This is a genomic window from Actinomadura nitritigenes, from assembly GCF_017573545.1.
GTDB classification, from domain to species: domain Bacteria; phylum Actinomycetota; class Actinomycetes; order Streptosporangiales; family Streptosporangiaceae; genus Spirillospora; species Spirillospora nitritigenes.
In genome coordinates, this window is sequence record NZ_JAGEOK010000018.1 from 122,152 (window position 1) to 136,339 (window position 14,188).

Annotated in this window: 12 protein-coding genes; 2 read left to right on the forward strand and 10 right to left on the reverse strand. The window is 75.0% G+C overall.

The window, feature by feature from the left end; translation table 11 throughout:
- Positions 1-9: 9 nt before the first annotated feature.
- The 3 genes from J4557_RS27440 to J4557_RS27450 all read right to left on the reverse strand — a co-directional run bounded on the left by J4557_RS27440 (position 10) and on the right by J4557_RS27450 (position 3,285).
- Positions 10-1,689: a cyclic nucleotide-binding domain-containing protein gene (locus J4557_RS27440; protein WP_208269625.1), complete on the reverse strand. Its 1,680-nt coding sequence runs from the start codon at positions 1,687-1,689 to the stop codon at positions 10-12.
- Positions 1,676-2,062: a hypothetical protein gene (locus tag J4557_RS27445; RefSeq protein ID WP_208269626.1), complete on the reverse strand. Its 387-nt coding sequence runs from the start codon at positions 2,060-2,062 to the stop codon at positions 1,676-1,678. The genes J4557_RS27440 and J4557_RS27445 overlap by 14 nt, the downstream gene beginning before the upstream one ends.
- Before the next feature lie 80 nt (positions 2,063-2,142).
- A complete protein-coding gene (locus J4557_RS27450; RefSeq protein ID WP_208269627.1) occupies positions 2,143-3,285 on the reverse strand; it encodes an acyl-CoA dehydrogenase family protein in 1,143 nt (380 codons plus the stop codon).
- Between the two features lie 71 nt (positions 3,286-3,356).
- Between J4557_RS27450 and J4557_RS27455 the strand changes: the two genes are divergently transcribed.
- Positions 3,357-3,914 (forward strand): TetR/AcrR family transcriptional regulator, encoded by a 558-nt coding sequence (locus J4557_RS27455; RefSeq protein WP_208269628.1) that lies wholly within the window; start codon positions 3,357-3,359, stop codon positions 3,912-3,914.
- On the opposite strand, the gene J4557_RS27460 is transcribed toward J4557_RS27455, so the two are convergent.
- From J4557_RS27460 to J4557_RS51120, 6 genes are all read right to left on the reverse strand, one after another.
- Complete coding sequence (locus J4557_RS27460; RefSeq protein WP_208269629.1) at positions 3,915-4,505, reverse strand: GTP-binding protein; 591 nt, start codon at positions 4,503-4,505, stop codon at positions 3,915-3,917. It lies immediately after the preceding gene.
- Positions 4,486-4,872 (reverse strand): DUF742 domain-containing protein, encoded by a 387-nt coding sequence (locus tag J4557_RS27465; protein WP_208269630.1) that lies wholly within the window; start codon positions 4,870-4,872, stop codon positions 4,486-4,488. Before J4557_RS27465 ends, J4557_RS27460 begins: the two co-directional genes overlap by 20 nt.
- A 7-nt stretch (positions 4,873-4,879) precedes the next feature.
- Positions 4,880-5,317, reverse strand: coding sequence for a roadblock/LC7 domain-containing protein (locus tag J4557_RS27470; RefSeq protein WP_190867163.1), 438 nt, complete (start codon positions 5,315-5,317; stop codon positions 4,880-4,882).
- Positions 5,314-7,728 (reverse strand): sensor histidine kinase, encoded by a 2,415-nt coding sequence (locus tag J4557_RS27475; RefSeq protein WP_208269631.1) that lies wholly within the window; start codon positions 7,726-7,728, stop codon positions 5,314-5,316. The genes J4557_RS27470 and J4557_RS27475 overlap by 4 nt, the downstream gene beginning before the upstream one ends.
- Positions 7,729-8,032: 304 nt before the next feature.
- On the reverse strand, positions 8,033-8,839 hold the full coding sequence (locus J4557_RS27480) for an SAM-dependent methyltransferase (protein WP_208269632.1): 807 nt from the start codon (positions 8,837-8,839) through the stop codon (positions 8,033-8,035).
- 39 nt (positions 8,840-8,878) lie between these two features.
- Entirely contained in the window at positions 8,879-10,165 is a 1,287-nt protein-coding gene (locus J4557_RS51120) for a PP2C family protein-serine/threonine phosphatase (protein ID WP_208269633.1), read from the reverse strand.
- Between the two features lie 177 nt (positions 10,166-10,342).
- Here J4557_RS51120 and polA point away from each other — a divergent pair, with 177 nt between their 5' ends.
- Positions 10,343-12,973, forward strand: a complete 2,631-nt coding sequence (gene polA / locus J4557_RS27490; RefSeq protein WP_208269634.1) for a DNA polymerase I — start codon at positions 10,343-10,345, stop codon at positions 12,971-12,973.
- Between the two features lie 15 nt (positions 12,974-12,988).
- Here polA and J4557_RS27495 read toward each other — a convergent pair whose 3' ends face one another.
- A complete protein-coding gene (locus tag J4557_RS27495; protein ID WP_208269635.1) occupies positions 12,989-14,176 on the reverse strand; it encodes an acyl-CoA dehydrogenase family protein in 1,188 nt (395 codons plus the stop codon).
- Between the last annotated feature and the right edge of the window lie 12 nt (positions 14,177-14,188).

A 14,188-nucleotide genomic window follows, 5' to 3' on the forward strand; every position in this document is an offset into this window, starting at 1 on the left:
CGGTCCGGGTCAGGTCGCCGCCGCCCCGGGGGGAGCCGGGAACAGCCGCAGCCAGGCCGTGGCGGTACCGCCGTCCTTCGCCCCGCGCACCTCGACGGGTTCGAAGCCCGGGGCGGTCCCGCCCGCCGCGCGGTGCACGAGCGGCGAGACGATCACCCCGAGCACGGCCGCGCCCGGCGACAGCCGCCGCCGCAGCACGTCCGCGTCCAGCAGCCGGGCGGCGCGGCCCAGCACCGCCCCCGTGATCCCGCCCGGCCCCGCGTGCACCGGGCCGGTGTCCACCGCGACCCGCACCTGGAACCGCCGGGGCGCGTCCGCCCCGCCGTCGTGCCGGGCGATGCGGTCGGCGAGCGCCCTGGCCAGCGGGCCCGCGGGCGCCGCGGCGGGAACGCCCGGCGGGATGACGAGCAGCGCGCCGTCCCCGCGGTCCTCGTGATGGCACGCCGCCCACGGGATCCCGGCGGCGGCGAACGCGTCCTCCAGCGACCGGAACAGGACGCTGCGGATGGCCGCGCGGTCCGACTCGGTCCGCTCCGGCGAGCCGAAGCCCACCACGTCGGCGAACAGCACCGTGCAGTCCTGGCCGGTCAGGAAGGGGGCGCCGGACGGCGGGCCCGGGGGCGCGCCCGCCTCGGTGAGGCGTTCCAGCCGGTCCGGGGCGAGGACGTCGATCGTCGCGGACCCGGCGCGGACGAGGCCCTCGCCGTCCCACCGGGCGAGCACGCTGTCGACGGCCGCCGGCGACGACGACGTCCAGCCGGCCAGTTCCCCGCCCGTCACCGGGAGCGTGCGGCCCCGCGCCCGCGACAGCGTGGTGAACAGAGCGGCCAGCCGCCGCTGGGTGTCGGCCAGCTCCGTGCTCGTCGCGCGGCCGGCCTCCTCGGCGGCGCGGTCGTACGCCTGCTTCTCCAGGACGGACTGCACGCCCGGACGGCTCTCCACCAGCGGCCGGAAGTCCTCCGCCGCGACGACGAGGGCCCGCACCGTGTCCAGCGCGATGACCGTGGCGGACCAGGTGTCGTCGGCGAACAGCGCCCGCTCGCCGACGAGGTCGCCGGGACCGCGGACGGCGACGATCCGCTCCTCGCCCGCCCGGTCGACGCGGACCTTCGTCCAGCCGGACCGGAGGACGACGACGTAGTCGGCCGTGTGCCCCTGCCGCAGGATCGGCGTGCCGGGACCGTAGGTGCGCGGGCGCGCGGCGGCGCGGACGGCGCGCCGGTCGTCGGGGGCGAGCGCGTGCCAGAAGCTGTCCCGCTGCTCGGCGGCCGCGGCGTCGCGGTCCCGCGCCCCGGCGGCCGACGCCGCCCGTGCGCGCGCGAGCTCCACCAGCGGTGCGGCGAACAGGGCGAGCACCGCGAGCGTGAGGGCGGCGACCAGCGCGGCGGCGAGCGTCCCCGTCGCGGCGGCGGCCCACGCCGTGCACACCGCGCCGAGGACGCCGACCACCACCAGGCCCCACACGAGAGCGCGGCCTGCGGCGGGCCCGCCCGCCGAGACCGGCGGCGGACCCGCCGCGGCGAAGGCCGGGGAGGCGTCGGAGAACGCCTCCAGCAGGCGGCGGCCGGGCCCGCGCCCGACGGCGGGCTCCCCGGCGGGCACGGCGGCGGCCCGCCGGGCGGCGGTGCCGCCCGGACCGTCGGAGAAGGCCTCCAGCAGCCGCCGCCAGGCACGGTCAGGACTCGGCATTGCGTCCCCCAGTCAGTCCGGCCCGGTCAGGCCCGTCGTCGTCCTCGTGGCCGCCGTCCTCGCCGGCCTCGTCGACGCGCCCGGGCGGGAAGGCCAGCAGCGCGTACCGGCCGAGCTTGGCCAGGACCGCCGGGGCCCCCGCGCCGAGCGCGAACGCCGCCCAGGGCGCGGTGATCATGTCGCTGGCGGCGGCGGCGGAGGTCACCATCGCGGCGAGCATGCAGTGCAGCGCGCAGGCGAACAGGTAGTACCCGCCGCCCGGCCCGCCGGGGTACTTCCACGGCGGCCGCGCGACGCGCCGGTTCGCCTCCAGGAAGGCCAGCGTGCGGTTCGCCACGGATCCCATGAGTCCCCACAGGACGAACTGCCACATGCTCCGACGCTAGGCGCCCACGCGGGGACGGACTGTGACACGTCGTACAGAACGGGAACTCCGTCCAGAGACAGGCGGACTCAGCGGGCGAGGTGGCGGGAGATCACCAGGCGCTGGATCTGGTTGGTGCCCTCGAAGATCTGCATGACCTTGGCCTCGCGCATGAAGCGCTCCACCGGGAAGTCGCGGGTGTAGCCGGCGCCGCCGAGGACCTGGACGGCGTCGGTGGTCACCTTCATCGCGTTGTCGGTGGCGACCAGCTTGGCGATGGACGCCTCGCGGCCGTAGGGGCGGCCGGCGTCCTTCAGCCGGGCGGCCGCCAGGTAGGTGGCGCGGGCCGACTCGACCGCGGCGGCCATGTCGGCGAGGACGAACGCCAGGCCCTGGTGGTCGATGATCGGCCTGCCGAACGCCTCGCGCTCCTTGGCGTAGGCGACCGCGTGGTCGAGGGCGCCCTGGGCGAGGCCGGTGGCGACGGCGGCGATGCCGAGGCGGCCCGCGTCCAGGCCGGCGAGCGCGATGGACAGGCCCTGCCCCTCGCGGCCGATGAGGTGGTCCGCGGGGATCCGCGCGTCGACCAGCCGGACGGTCGCGGTGGTGGAGCCCATCAGGCCCATCTTGTCCTCGGGCTGGTCGAACTCCAGGCCGGGGGTGTCCGCCGGGACGTGGAAGCAGGAGATGCCGCGCGAGCCCTCGTCGGAGGTGCGGGCCATGACGGTGTAGAAGTCGGCCTTGCCGCCGTGGGTCGTCCACGCCTTGGCGCCGTTGAGGACGTAGGAGTCGCCGTCCCGGACGGCCTTGGCGCGCATCGCGGCCGGGTCGGACCCGGCGTGCGCCTCCGACAGGCAGTACGCGCCGAGCCGCTCGCCCGACAGCATGTCCGGCAGCCACCGCGCGCGCTGCTCGTCGGAGCCGAACGCGAACAGCGGGAAGCAGGACAGCGCGTGCACGCTGACGCCGACCCCGACGCTGGCCCACACCGCGCCGATCTCCTCCAGCACCTGCAGGTAGATCTCGTACGGCTGGTCGCCGCCGCCGAACTCCTCGGGGTAGGGGAGCGTGAGCAGGCCCGCCCGGCCGAGCGTGGTGAACGCGTCGCGGGGGAAGGCGCCGGCGCGCTCGGCGTCCGCGACGCGCGGCGCCAGCTCCTTGGCGGCGATCTCGCGGGTGAGCGCGAGGAGGTCCTCGGACTCGGACGTGGGCAGGTGCCGGGTGGCGGGCATGCGCGACTCCTTTCGCCACCTGCACGGTACCAGAACGGGTACCGAGGAACCCTTTTTGGTACTGTCACGGGATGACGGAGACCCGGGCGGCGCGGCGGCGCGCGGAGCTGGTCGACCGGCTCATCGAGGTGTTCCTCGACCGGGGGTTCGCCGAGCTGAGCGTCGCCGAGCTGGCGGCCGTCCTGCACTGCTCCAAGAGCACCCTGTACGCCGTCGCGGCCAGCCGCGAGCAGATCATCGTGACCGTGGTGCGGGCGTTCTTCCGCCGCGCCACCGAGCGCGTCGAGGCGGTCGTGGACGCGAGCGCCGCGCCCCGCGAGCGGGTCGGCGCCTACCTGCGGGCCATCTCCGCCGAGCTCGCGCCCGCCTCGCCCGCCTTCTTCGCCGACCTGGACGCCTTCGCCCCCGCCCGCGAGATCTACAAGCGCAACACCCTGATCGCCGCGCGGCGCGTGCAGGAGCTCGTCCGCGAGGCCGCGCCCGGCGCGGACGCCGCGTTCGTCGGCGCCGTCGCCGGCCAGGTGATGGAGTCGATCCACCGGGGCGAGATCAAGGCGCAGACGGGCCTGGACGACTCCGCCGCCTACGCGGCGCTCGCCTCCCTCATCGTCGCCCGGACGACCGCCTGATCAGGCCGTCGCCGACTGCAGGGCGTGCTCGACCAGCCGGATCAGGACGTTCTTGGCCGAGTCGTAGTGCCGGACGTCGCACAGCACGACCGGGACGTCCGGGTCGAGGTCGAGGGCGTCGGCGATCTGCTCGGGGGTGTAGCGGCGCGCGCCCTCGAAGACGTTCGCCGCGACGACGAACGGGATCCCCCGGTTCTCGAAGAAGTCGATGGAGGCGAAGCTCGTCGGCAGCCGCCGCGTGTCGACCAGCACGATCGCGCCGACGGCGCCGTAGGCGATCTGGTCCCACATGAACCAGAACCGCTCCTGCCCCGGCGTGCCGAACAGGTACAGCCGGACGCCGCCGGTGAAGGTGAGCCGGCCGAAGTCCATGGCGACGGTCGTGGTGGTCTTGCGCTCGACGCCGCCGAGGTCGTCCACGCCGACGGACGCGTCGGTGAGGACCTCCTCGGTGCGCAGCGGGCGGATCTCGCTGACCGCGCCGACGAGGGTCGTCTTGCCGACGCCGAACCCCCCCGCCACCAGGATCTTCAGCGTGTGCGCGGGGAGGTCCTCGGCGGGCGCGGTGGGGTCATAGGCGGCGGAGTTCATCGAGCACTCTCATCAGGATCTTCGGGTCGGGACGGCCGGTGCCCTGCCGGGACGGACCGGCCTGCGGGACTTCTTCGACGAGGCCGTAGTGGTGCAGGTCCGTCAGCAGGATCTGCACGACCCGCAGCGGCAGGTCGGTGTCGGAGGCCAGGTCGGCGGGGGTGGAGGGGCGTTGGCACAGCTCGAGCAGCCGCCGCTGCTCGCGCGACAGCCACACCCGCTCGCCGGGCGTGCGGCCGGTCGCGACGAGCAGCGTGACCATGTCGACGGCGATCCCGTGGGGACGGGTGCGTCCGCGCGTCACCGCGTAGGGACGCACGATCGGGCCGGCGTCCGCGCCGACCCAGCGCTCTCTCGGAGTCTCCACGGCCGGCTCAGCCCGGGGCGCCGGCCTGCGACGGGTCGGCCGCGTCCTGCGCCCGCGGCGCCGTGCCCAGCTGGCGCCGCACCCGTTTGATCAGCATGGTGGTCTCGTAGGCGACCAGCCCGGCGTTGCCGCCCGCGTCGCTCAGCACCGCCAGGCAGCTCCCGTTGCCGGCCGGCATCACGAAGAACAGCAGCCCGTCCAGCTCGACGACGGTCTGCCGGACCTGCTTGGCCTGGAAGTGCTCGCGGGCGCCGTTGGCCAGGCTGTGGAAGCCCGACGACAGCGCGGCGAGGAACTCGGCGTCCTTGCGGGTGACCCCGCCGGAGGCGCCCATGACCAGCCCGTCCCGCGACAGCAGCACGGCCTGGTGGACCTCTCCGACCCGCTCGACCAGATCGTCCAGCAGCCAGTCCAGCTCTCCGGTGGCGTGGCCCTGCTGCGTCATCCCTGCCCCCATTCATCGCGTGGATCGCGATCGTCCGGATCGTCGTCGTCCCTGCCCCGAAGCCATCCCGACTGTAGCGATGACATCAGGTCCCGGTTGACCTCCGGGCTCGGCTCCTCGTACTCCTCGGCCGGCCCGTCCCACGCCCCGCCGGGGTCGGCGGGTCTCGGCGCGGGCCGCGCGCGCAGCTGCGGCGCCATGTTGCGCTGCCGCACCCGGCGGGGGAGCCGGCCCGTCACCTCGCTCGACTCGGCCGCGACCGCCTCCGGGTCCGCGGCGGACGGCCCCGCCCGGCCGCCGCTCGGCTCGTGCGGCTCCTGACCGGCCGGTCCGGCGGGCGGCTCGCCGGGCGCCGGGTACGCCGGGCCCGGCAGCGCGGGACGCCCCGGACGGGCCAGGCCGCGCGGCGCCCCCGTGGCGGACCCGACCGGGTGCGCGACCAGCGGCGGCTCGGCGCCGCTGAGCAGCTCGTGCGGCTCGTCCAGCACCACCAGCGAGTGCGGGACGAGCACGATCGCGGTCGTCCCGCCGTACGGGGACGGCTGCAGCGACACGCCGATGCCGTGCCGGTCGGCGAGCCGCGCGACGACGAACAGCCCGAGCCGCTCGGTGTCGACCAGGTCGAACTCCACGGTGCTGGACAGCCGCCGGTTCAGCTCGTCGCGCTCGTCCGGGTCGAGCCCGACGCCGCGGTCGACGATCTCGACGGCCAGCCCGTTCGCCACCGTGTCGAGCTTGACGGTGACCTCGGTGGTCGGCGGGGAGAACGACGCGGCGTTCTCGATCAGCTCGGCGAGCAGGTGGATCACGTCGGCGACGACGGTGCCGGTCACCGCGGCCGACGACGCGCCGGTCACCTCGACCCGGGTGTAGTCCTCGACCTCGGCGATCGCCGCGCGGATGACGTCCTCGGCGGACACGGGGTGGTCCCAGGCGCGGACGGTCGGCGACCCGGACAGGATGACCAGGCCCTCGGCGTGCCGGCGCATGCGGGTGGTGAGGTGGTCCAGCCGGAACAGGTCGTCCAGCTCCTCGGGGCTGGCGGCGCGGCGCTCCATCTGGTCCAGCAGCCGGAGCTGGCGGTGCAGCAGCGACTGGCTCCGCCACGACAGGTTGACGAACACCCGGTTGATGGCGGCGCGCAGGTCGGCCTCGCCGACCGCGGTGCTCACCGCGGTCCGCTGGACGGCGTCGAACGCCTCGCCGACGAGCGCGATCTCGCGGGTGCCGCCGATGACCGGCGGCGGCGCCTCGGCCTCGACGTCGACGGCGTCGCCGCGCCGCAGCCGGGCCACTACCCGAGGCAGCCGCTCGTGCGCCAGCTCCTGCGCGGTCCGCTGCAGGTGCCGCAGCTCCTCGGTGAGGCGGCGGGCGAACAGCAGCGACAGGACCACCGAGGCCGCCACGGCCAGCAGCCCGAGCCCGCCGATCAGGTAGAAGGTGAGCATGATCCGGCGGCCGGCGGGCTTGACGTCCTTGTTGCTCACCTGGTCGCCGGCCTTCGCCGCGGCCTGGAGCCAGACCGGCGACAGCGCCGCGATCGTGGTGCGCCACTCGCGCTGGGACGGGGCGAACCCGTTGTCGACCACGGCGTTCTCGAGCGCCGTGTAGGCGGTGTACTGCGACGAGTTCGCCAGGCCGTCCATGATCCTGGCGATCGGGCCGTTCCCGGCGGCGCGGCCGAGCTCGAAGAACTGGGCGCGGGTGCTCGCCCAGCCGGCGAACGTGGTCCGTTCGTCGGAGCCCAGCGTGCCGCGCTGCAGCCCGGACACGAGGTCGGCCTCGCGCAGCATGAACTCGCGCGCCCAGTAGTTGTCCAGCAGCGCGTTGGTCTGCTGGTACACCGTGACGGCGTTGACGCTGACCAGCGTGGTGAGCACCCGGATCGTGCCGTCGATGATCTTGCTGTAGCCGCCGATCGCCCCGAGCGGGGTGGTGCCGTCGACGCGGATCTGCGCGCGCAGCGAGTCCAGCGCGTCGAACGCGCCGCTGAGCGTGCGGACGCGCCGCTCGACGGCGTCGTCCATGGCGTCCGCGGCGCCGGAGGAGAAGGCCGACTTGCGGAACGCCGCGACCATCGCGTCCGTCCGGGCCGCCTGCCCCTGGAACCGCGTCTCGTTCGCGGCCTTCGGGTGGGCCAGCGACGCGACGGCCGCGGAGCGCTCCTGCTGCATCGCCTCGATGACGGTGGTGGCGGGCAGCCCGACCTTGTCGTAGACCGTCGCGAAGTCGTACCGCTCGAAGGCGTTCGACAGCGTGACGCCGGTCGGGACGAGCCACAGGACCAGCAGCGAGGCCAGCGGGACGGCCAGCAGCAGCGCGATCCGGCGCCTGATGCTGCGGGTGCGCGGCCGGCCGGTCCGGATGCCCGGACGCCGCGGCGTCGCGGGCGCCTGGTCGGGTCGCGTCACCGGTTCACTCCCTGTGTCGTGCGTCGTGGAGCTCGCTCCGTCGCCGAGCTGCAAAGGCCCGCAGCATACTGAGTCGGATTTATCGCTGACCAGGGGTATCAACTGTTATTTATCGGATGTGTACACGTGGTGACCTCGACATCGGCGCGGAAATGGGCGGAAACGGGGGAGCGCGGGCGGCGCTGGCCGCTTCCGGCAACGGCCGCGGATTGGCAACTCTCGATCTTGTTGGAGGTAAGCCCACATGTCACGCTTCGTGGAATTCGACGACGGCTCGCCGCACGCCGCCGAAAGGCCGACGGGGTCAGGGCTTGCGGGCGACGCCGACCAGGAACCAGAAGCGGGACGGGTCGTCCGGCACGTCGTCCGGCGAGTCGGGGCGCCACAGCGGGCCGTGCACGAGACCGGGCTCGACCAGGTCGAAGCCGGTGAAGAAGGCGCCGATCTCCTCGGCGGTGCGCAGCGTCGGCTCGCCCTGCGCCACGGCCCGCCGGTACACCTTCGCGACCGCCTCGCCGGTCTCCCGCTTGTGCGTGCCGTGGCTGACGGCGAGGTGGCTGCCGGGCGCCAGCGGCGCGGTCAGCTCGGCCAGCACGCCGCCCGGGTCCTGCGCGTCGGTGACGAAGTGCAGGACGGCCACCAGCAGCAGCCCCACCGGCTCGTCGAAATCGATCATCTTCCGCACGGTCGGGTGGCCGAGGACGTCCGCCGGGCGGGTCAGGTCCGCCTGGATCACGGCGGCGTTCGGGTCGCCGTCCAGCAGGGCGGTGCTGTGCGCGACCGCCACCGGGTCGCGGTCGACGTAGACGACCCGCGCCGCCGGGTCCACCCGGCGGACGATCTCGTGCACGTTGCCCTGCGTGGGGATGCCCGAGCCGATGTCGAGGAACTGCCGGACGCCGGCCTCGGCGGCGAGGTACCGGACCGCCCGCACGAGGAACGCCCGGTTCGCCGCCGCGATCGCGCGGGCCTGCGGCTCGATGGCCTCCAGCGTCCGGGCGATGTCGCGGTCGGCGGAGAAGTTGTGCGCGCCGCCCAGCAGGTAGTCGTACACGCGCGCGACGCTCGCCTGGCTCGGGTCGATGCCGGTCGCCCAGTCCGGGTCGTTCAACGGGTCCCCTCTCGTCGTGCGGTCGCGCGCCCGCGCCGGTCAGGTGCCGGTCCGGACGAGCATCACGGTGACGTCGTCGTGGTTCGGCGGGACGACCAGCTTCGCCACGACGTCGGCGCAGGCGTCCTCCAGCGGGTCCGCCCGGCCCGCGAGCGCGGACCGCAGCGCCGCGATCCCGGCCTCCAGGTCGCGGGTGCGGGTCTCGATCAGCCCGTCGGTGTAGAGCACCAGGGTGGACCCGTCGGGGACCGCCACCCGGGTGTTCTCGTAGTCGGCGCCGTCCAGGCCGAGCGGCAGGCCCGGCGGCAGGTCGAGGACGTCGCAGCCGCCGTCCGGGTGCAGCAGGATCGGCGGCGGATGCCCGGCGCGGCAGATCTCGGCGGTGCCCGCGGCGGGGTCGAGGACGGCGCACGCGCAGGTCGCGAACTGGACGGGCCCGATGTCGGGCGCGATGCGGTCCAGCCAGGTGAGGATCTGCGCCGGGTCCTTCCCGAGCATCGCCAGCGTGCGCGCGGCGGCGCGCAGCTGCACCATGGCCGCGGCGGCGGCCGAGCCGTGGCCCATGGCGTCGCCGATGACGAGCGCGAGCCGCCCGGCGGGCAGCGGGACGACGTCGCACCAGTCGCCGCCGACGAGGTTGGCCCGCCCGGCGGGCACGGACCGGTGCGCGACCCGCACGCCCGGGACGGCGCCCGGCGGCAGCGGCAGCAGCCCCGCCTGCAGCGTCCGCGCCGCCGCGTGCTCGCGCTGGTAGCGGCGCGCGCCGTCCAGGCAGCGTGCGGTGAGGGCGGCCAGTTCGCTCGCCAGCGCGGCGTCGGCGTCGGTGAACGGCCCCGCCGCCGACCCGCGCGCGAACCCGACGAGCCCGAGCACGGCCTCGCCCGTCCGCAGCGGGACGAGCAGGAAGTCCGCCAGGTCGGCGAGCCGCTCGCGGGCCGGGCGCGGCGGCGGCACCCGCGGCTCGAGGACGAGGTGCCGGTCCGGCTCGCCGAACCGCTGCGGCGCCCCGTCGGCGATGCAGGCGGCGTAGGCGCTGCCGGCCGCGAACACCACCATCTCCCCGGCGGGGAACAGCGGCTCCAGGTCGGCGCCGGTCGCGCCGACCGCGATCCGGCGCGCCTCCACGGCCCGGCCGCCGGGCGGGCGGGGCGGCTCGTCCCCGACGATCAGCTGCTCGGCGACGTACACCCCGACCGTGTCGGCGAACCCGCCGAGCGCGACCGCGACCAGGTGCCGCGCGACCCGCTCCATGTCCAGGACGCCGGCCATCCGGGTGCTCGCGGCGCTCAGCAGCCGGAGCCGGGCGGGCTCGGATTCGGCGTTCACGTCCTCCGCCTCCCGAGGGCGCTCGGTGAATCGTGACGAGGGGCGCTGAATCGTACAGACATGATCATTTCGCGCGCCCGGCGGTCGCCGCAAGGGCTTCGCGGAAGGAGCCTCCGCTTCCCGCGGCCCGGCCCGGCCGCGCCGCTGGCGAGCGCGCGCGGCTGCGAGGATGGGGGCATGACCGACCGGCCCCGCCTGCTGCTCCTGGACGGCCACTCGCTGGCCTACCGGGCGTTCTACGCCCTGCCGGTCGAGAACTTCAGCACGACGGCGGGACAGCCCACCAACGCCGTCTACGGGTTCGCGAACATGCTGGCCAACGTGCTGCGCGACGAGCGCCCGACGCACTTCGCGGTCGCGTTCGACGTCTCGCGCCGCTCGTTCCGCACCGAGGCGTTCCCCGGGTACAAGGCAACGCGGGCGCGCTCGCCCGAGGAGTTCGGCGGCCAGCTCGCCGTCCTCGACGAGCTGCTCGGCGCGATGAACGTCCCCGTGCTGCGGGCGCCCGGCTACGAGGCGGACGACGTCATCGCCACGCTCGCGACGAAGGCCGTGGCGGACGGCCTCGACGTCCTGGTCGTCACCGGCGATCGCGACGCGCTCCAGCTCGTCGGCGACGACGTGACCGTCCTGTACTTCTACCGGACGGCGTCGGAGATGATCCGGTACACGCCGGAGGCGGTCGAGGCGAAGTACGGGCTGACGCCCGCGCAGTACCCCGACTTCGCGGCGCTGCGCGGCGACCCGTCCGACAACCTGCCGGGCATCCCCGGCATCGGCGAGAAGACCGCCGCGAAGTGGATCCGCGAGTACGGGTCGCTCGCCGCGCTGCTGGAGCGGGCGGACGAGGTGAAGGGCAAGGCGGGGGAGCGGCTGCGCGCCGCGCTCGACACCGTCCGGCTGAACCGGCGGCTCACCGAGCTGGTCCGCGACGTCGACCTCCCCGTGCACGTCGGCGACCTGCGGCGCCGGCCCTACGACATCGCCGCCTTCACCTCGCTCCTGGACGACCTGGAGTTCCGCAACGCGAGCCTGCGGCAGCGCCTGTTCGCCGCCGACCCCGGCGGCGGCCGCTCCGCGGAACCCGCCGGGCCCGTGCTGCGCGGCCACGAACCCGGCCCGGACGAGCTGGCCCCGTGGCTCGCCACCAGGGCGACCGGCCTGGTCGGGCTCGCCGCGGACGGCACATGGGCCCGCGGTTCCGGCGACGTCCACCGGATCGCGCTGGCCACCGCCGACGGGTTCGCCGCCGCGTTCGAGCCGGACGCCCTCACCGCCGCCGACGAGGCCGCGTTCGCGGGGTGGCTCGCGGATCCGGACCGTCCCAAGGCGGTGCACGACGTCAAAGCGCTGCTGCGCGTGCTGCCCGAGCGCGGATGGCGGCTCGGCGGCGTCACCACGGACACGGCCATGGCCGCCTACCTGCTGCTGCCCGGCCTCGCCGCGTACGGGATCGCCGACGTCGCGGCCCGCTACCTCGGCCGCCGCCCGCCCGAGGAGGGCCCCGAGGGGCTGATGCTGCAGGCCGGCGCCGTCCTCGACCTGGCCGAGAGGCTCGCCCCCGACCTCGCGTCCACCGGGATGGACGAGCTGCTCAGGGACGTCGAGCTGCCGCTGTCCGGCCTGCTCGCCCGCGCCGAGCGCACCGGCGTCGCCGTGGACGCCGGGCTCCTGCGCGAGCTGGAGCGGCACTTCGCCGACGGCATGGAGCGCGCCGCCGACGACGCCGCCGGGATCGCCGGGCACCGCTTCAACCCCGGCTCCACCAAGCAGCTCCAGGAGGTGCTGTTCGGCGAGCTGGGGCTGCCGAGGACCAAGAAGATCAAGTCGGGGCACTCCACCGACCTGGACGCGCTGACCTGGCTGGCGACGCAGACCGACAACGGCCTCCCGGAGATCCTGCTGTACCACCGCGACCAGGCCCGGCTGCGCGCCACGGTCGCGGGGCTCGTCCGGGAGATCGGCGCGGACGGGCGCGTCCACACCACCTTCCAGCAGACCGTCGCGGCGACCGGGCGGCTCACCTCCGCCGAGCCGAACCTCCAGGTCATCCCCGTCCGCACCGAGGAGGGGCTGCGGATCCGCCGCGCGTTCCGGCCCGGCGACGGCTTCGACGCGCTGCTGACCGCCGACTACGGGCAGCTGGAGCTGCGCGTCATGGCGCACCTGTCCGAGGACCCCACCCTGCTCGCCGCGTTCGCGTCGGGGGAGGACCTGCACGGCACGATGGCGGCGCGGGTCTTCCAGGTCGCCCCGGAGGCGGTGACCCCGGACATGCGCCGCAAGATCAAGGCGATGTCGTACGGGCTGGCCTACGGGCTGTCGGCGTTCGGGCTGGCCAAGCAGCTCGGCGTCCCGATGGCGGAGGCGCGGCCGCTGATGGACGCCTACTTCGCGCGGCTCGGCGGCGTCCGCGACTACCTGGAGGAGGTCGTCGCGGAGGCCCGCGTCACCGGCTACACCCGCACGCTCCTCGGCCGCCGCCGCTACCTGCCGCACCTGACCAGCGACAATAGGCAGCGGCGCGAGACGGCCGAGCGGATGGCGCTGAACGCGCCGGTGCAGGGCTCGGCCGCCGACATCGTCAAGATCGCGATGCTGCGGGTGGACGCGGCGCTCACCGGCGCCGGGGCGCGCAGCCGGCTGCTGCTGCAGCTCCACGACGAGATCGTCCTGGAGGTCGCGCCCGGGGAGCACGACGCCGTCCGCGACCTCGTGCGCGCGCAGATGAGCGCCGCGTACCCGCTCGCGGTCGGCCTGGACGTGGCGATCGGCATCGGCGCCGACTGGGCGGCCGCCGCCCACTGACGCCCGCGACCGCGGCTACTGGAAGGCGGACTCGCCGGTGAGCGCGCGGCCGATGACGAGCGAGTGCACCTCGGAGGTGCCCTCGTAGGTCAGCACCGACTCCAGGTTGGCCGCGTGCCGGATGACGGGGTACTCCAGCGTGATGCCGTTGGCGCCGAGCAGCGTCCGGCAGGTGCGGGCGATGTCGATCGCCTCGCGAACGTTGTTGAGCTTGCCGACGCTGACCTGCTCGGGCGTGAGCGTCCCGGCCTCCTTCAGACGGCCGAGGTGGATCGCCAGCAGCAGCCCCTTGCCCGCCTCCAGCGCCATGTCGGCCAGCTTCTGCTGGGTGAGCTGGTACGAGGCGAGGGGGCGGTCGAACACCCGCCGCTCGCCGACGTAGTCGAGGGTGGTCTCCAGGCAGTCCAGGGCGGCGCCGACCGCGCCGAACACGATGCCGAAGCGCGCCTCGTTCAGGCAGCTCAGCGGCCCCGACAGGCCGCGCGCCTCCGGCAGCACCGCGTCCGCGGGCAGGCGCACCTCGTCCAGCACCAGCTCGCTGGTGACGCTGGCGCGCAGCGACAGCTTGCGCTCGATGTCGCGGTCCTGGAAGCCGGGGGTGCCGGCGGGGACGAGGAAGCCGCGGATCCCGTCGTCGGTGCGGGCCCACACGACCGCGACGTCCGCGACCGACCCATTGGTGATCCACATCTTGGTGCCGGACAGGATCCAGTCGGCGCCGTCGCGGCGGGCCCGGGTCCGCATCCCGGCGGGGTCGGAGCCGAAGTCGGGCTCGGTGAGGCCGAAGCAGCCGATCGCCTCGCCGCGCGCCATCGCGGGCAGCCACTGCCGCTTCTGCTCCTCGCTGCCGTGCTTCCAGATCGCGAACATCGCGAGGGAGCCCTGCACGGACACCAGGCTGCGCAGGCCCGAGTCGGCGGCCTCCAGCTCCAGGCAGGCCAGGCCGTAGGAGACGGCGCCCATCCCGGCGCAGCCGTAGCCCTCCAGGTGCATGCCCAGCACGCCGATGGAGCCGAACCGCCTGGCGAGCTCCCGCGCCGGGATGGCGCCCTTGTCGAACCACTCGGGGAGGTGCGGGCGCAGCTCCTTGTCGCAGAGCTTGCGGACCGTGGCGCGGATCTCGCGCTCCTCGTCGCCGAGGAGGCCGTCGATGCCGAACAGGGCGGTGGGGTGGACGGTCCTGGGGCGCGGTGAGGTCGTCATGCGCGGGAGTCT

What these genes read in the sequence shown, in the direction of transcription:
- J4557_RS27460 (WP_208269629.1), bottom strand. Translation starts at nt 4,505, where the DNA reads ATGAACTCCGCCGCCTATGACCCCACCGCGCCCGCCGAGGACCTCCCC.
- polA (WP_208269634.1), top strand. Translation starts at nt 10,343, where the DNA reads ATGACCGACCGGCCCCGCCTGCTGCTCCTGGACGGCCACTCGCTGGCC.
- J4557_RS27495 (WP_208269635.1), bottom strand. Translation starts at nt 14,176, where the DNA reads ATGACGACCTCACCGCGCCCCAGGACCGTCCACCCCACCGCCCTGTTC.
- J4557_RS27445 (WP_208269626.1), bottom strand. Translation starts at nt 2,062, where the DNA reads ATGTGGCAGTTCGTCCTGTGGGGACTCATGGGATCCGTGGCGAACCGC.
- J4557_RS27440 (WP_208269625.1), bottom strand. Translation starts at nt 1,689, where the DNA reads ATGCCGAGTCCTGACCGTGCCTGGCGGCGGCTGCTGGAGGCCTTCTCC.
- J4557_RS27450 (WP_208269627.1), bottom strand. Translation starts at nt 3,285, where the DNA reads ATGCCCGCCACCCGGCACCTGCCCACGTCCGAGTCCGAGGACCTCCTC.
- J4557_RS27455 (WP_208269628.1), top strand. Translation starts at nt 3,357, where the DNA reads ATGACGGAGACCCGGGCGGCGCGGCGGCGCGCGGAGCTGGTCGACCGG.
- J4557_RS27470 (WP_190867163.1), bottom strand. Translation starts at nt 5,317, where the DNA reads ATGACGCAGCAGGGCCACGCCACCGGAGAGCTGGACTGGCTGCTGGAC.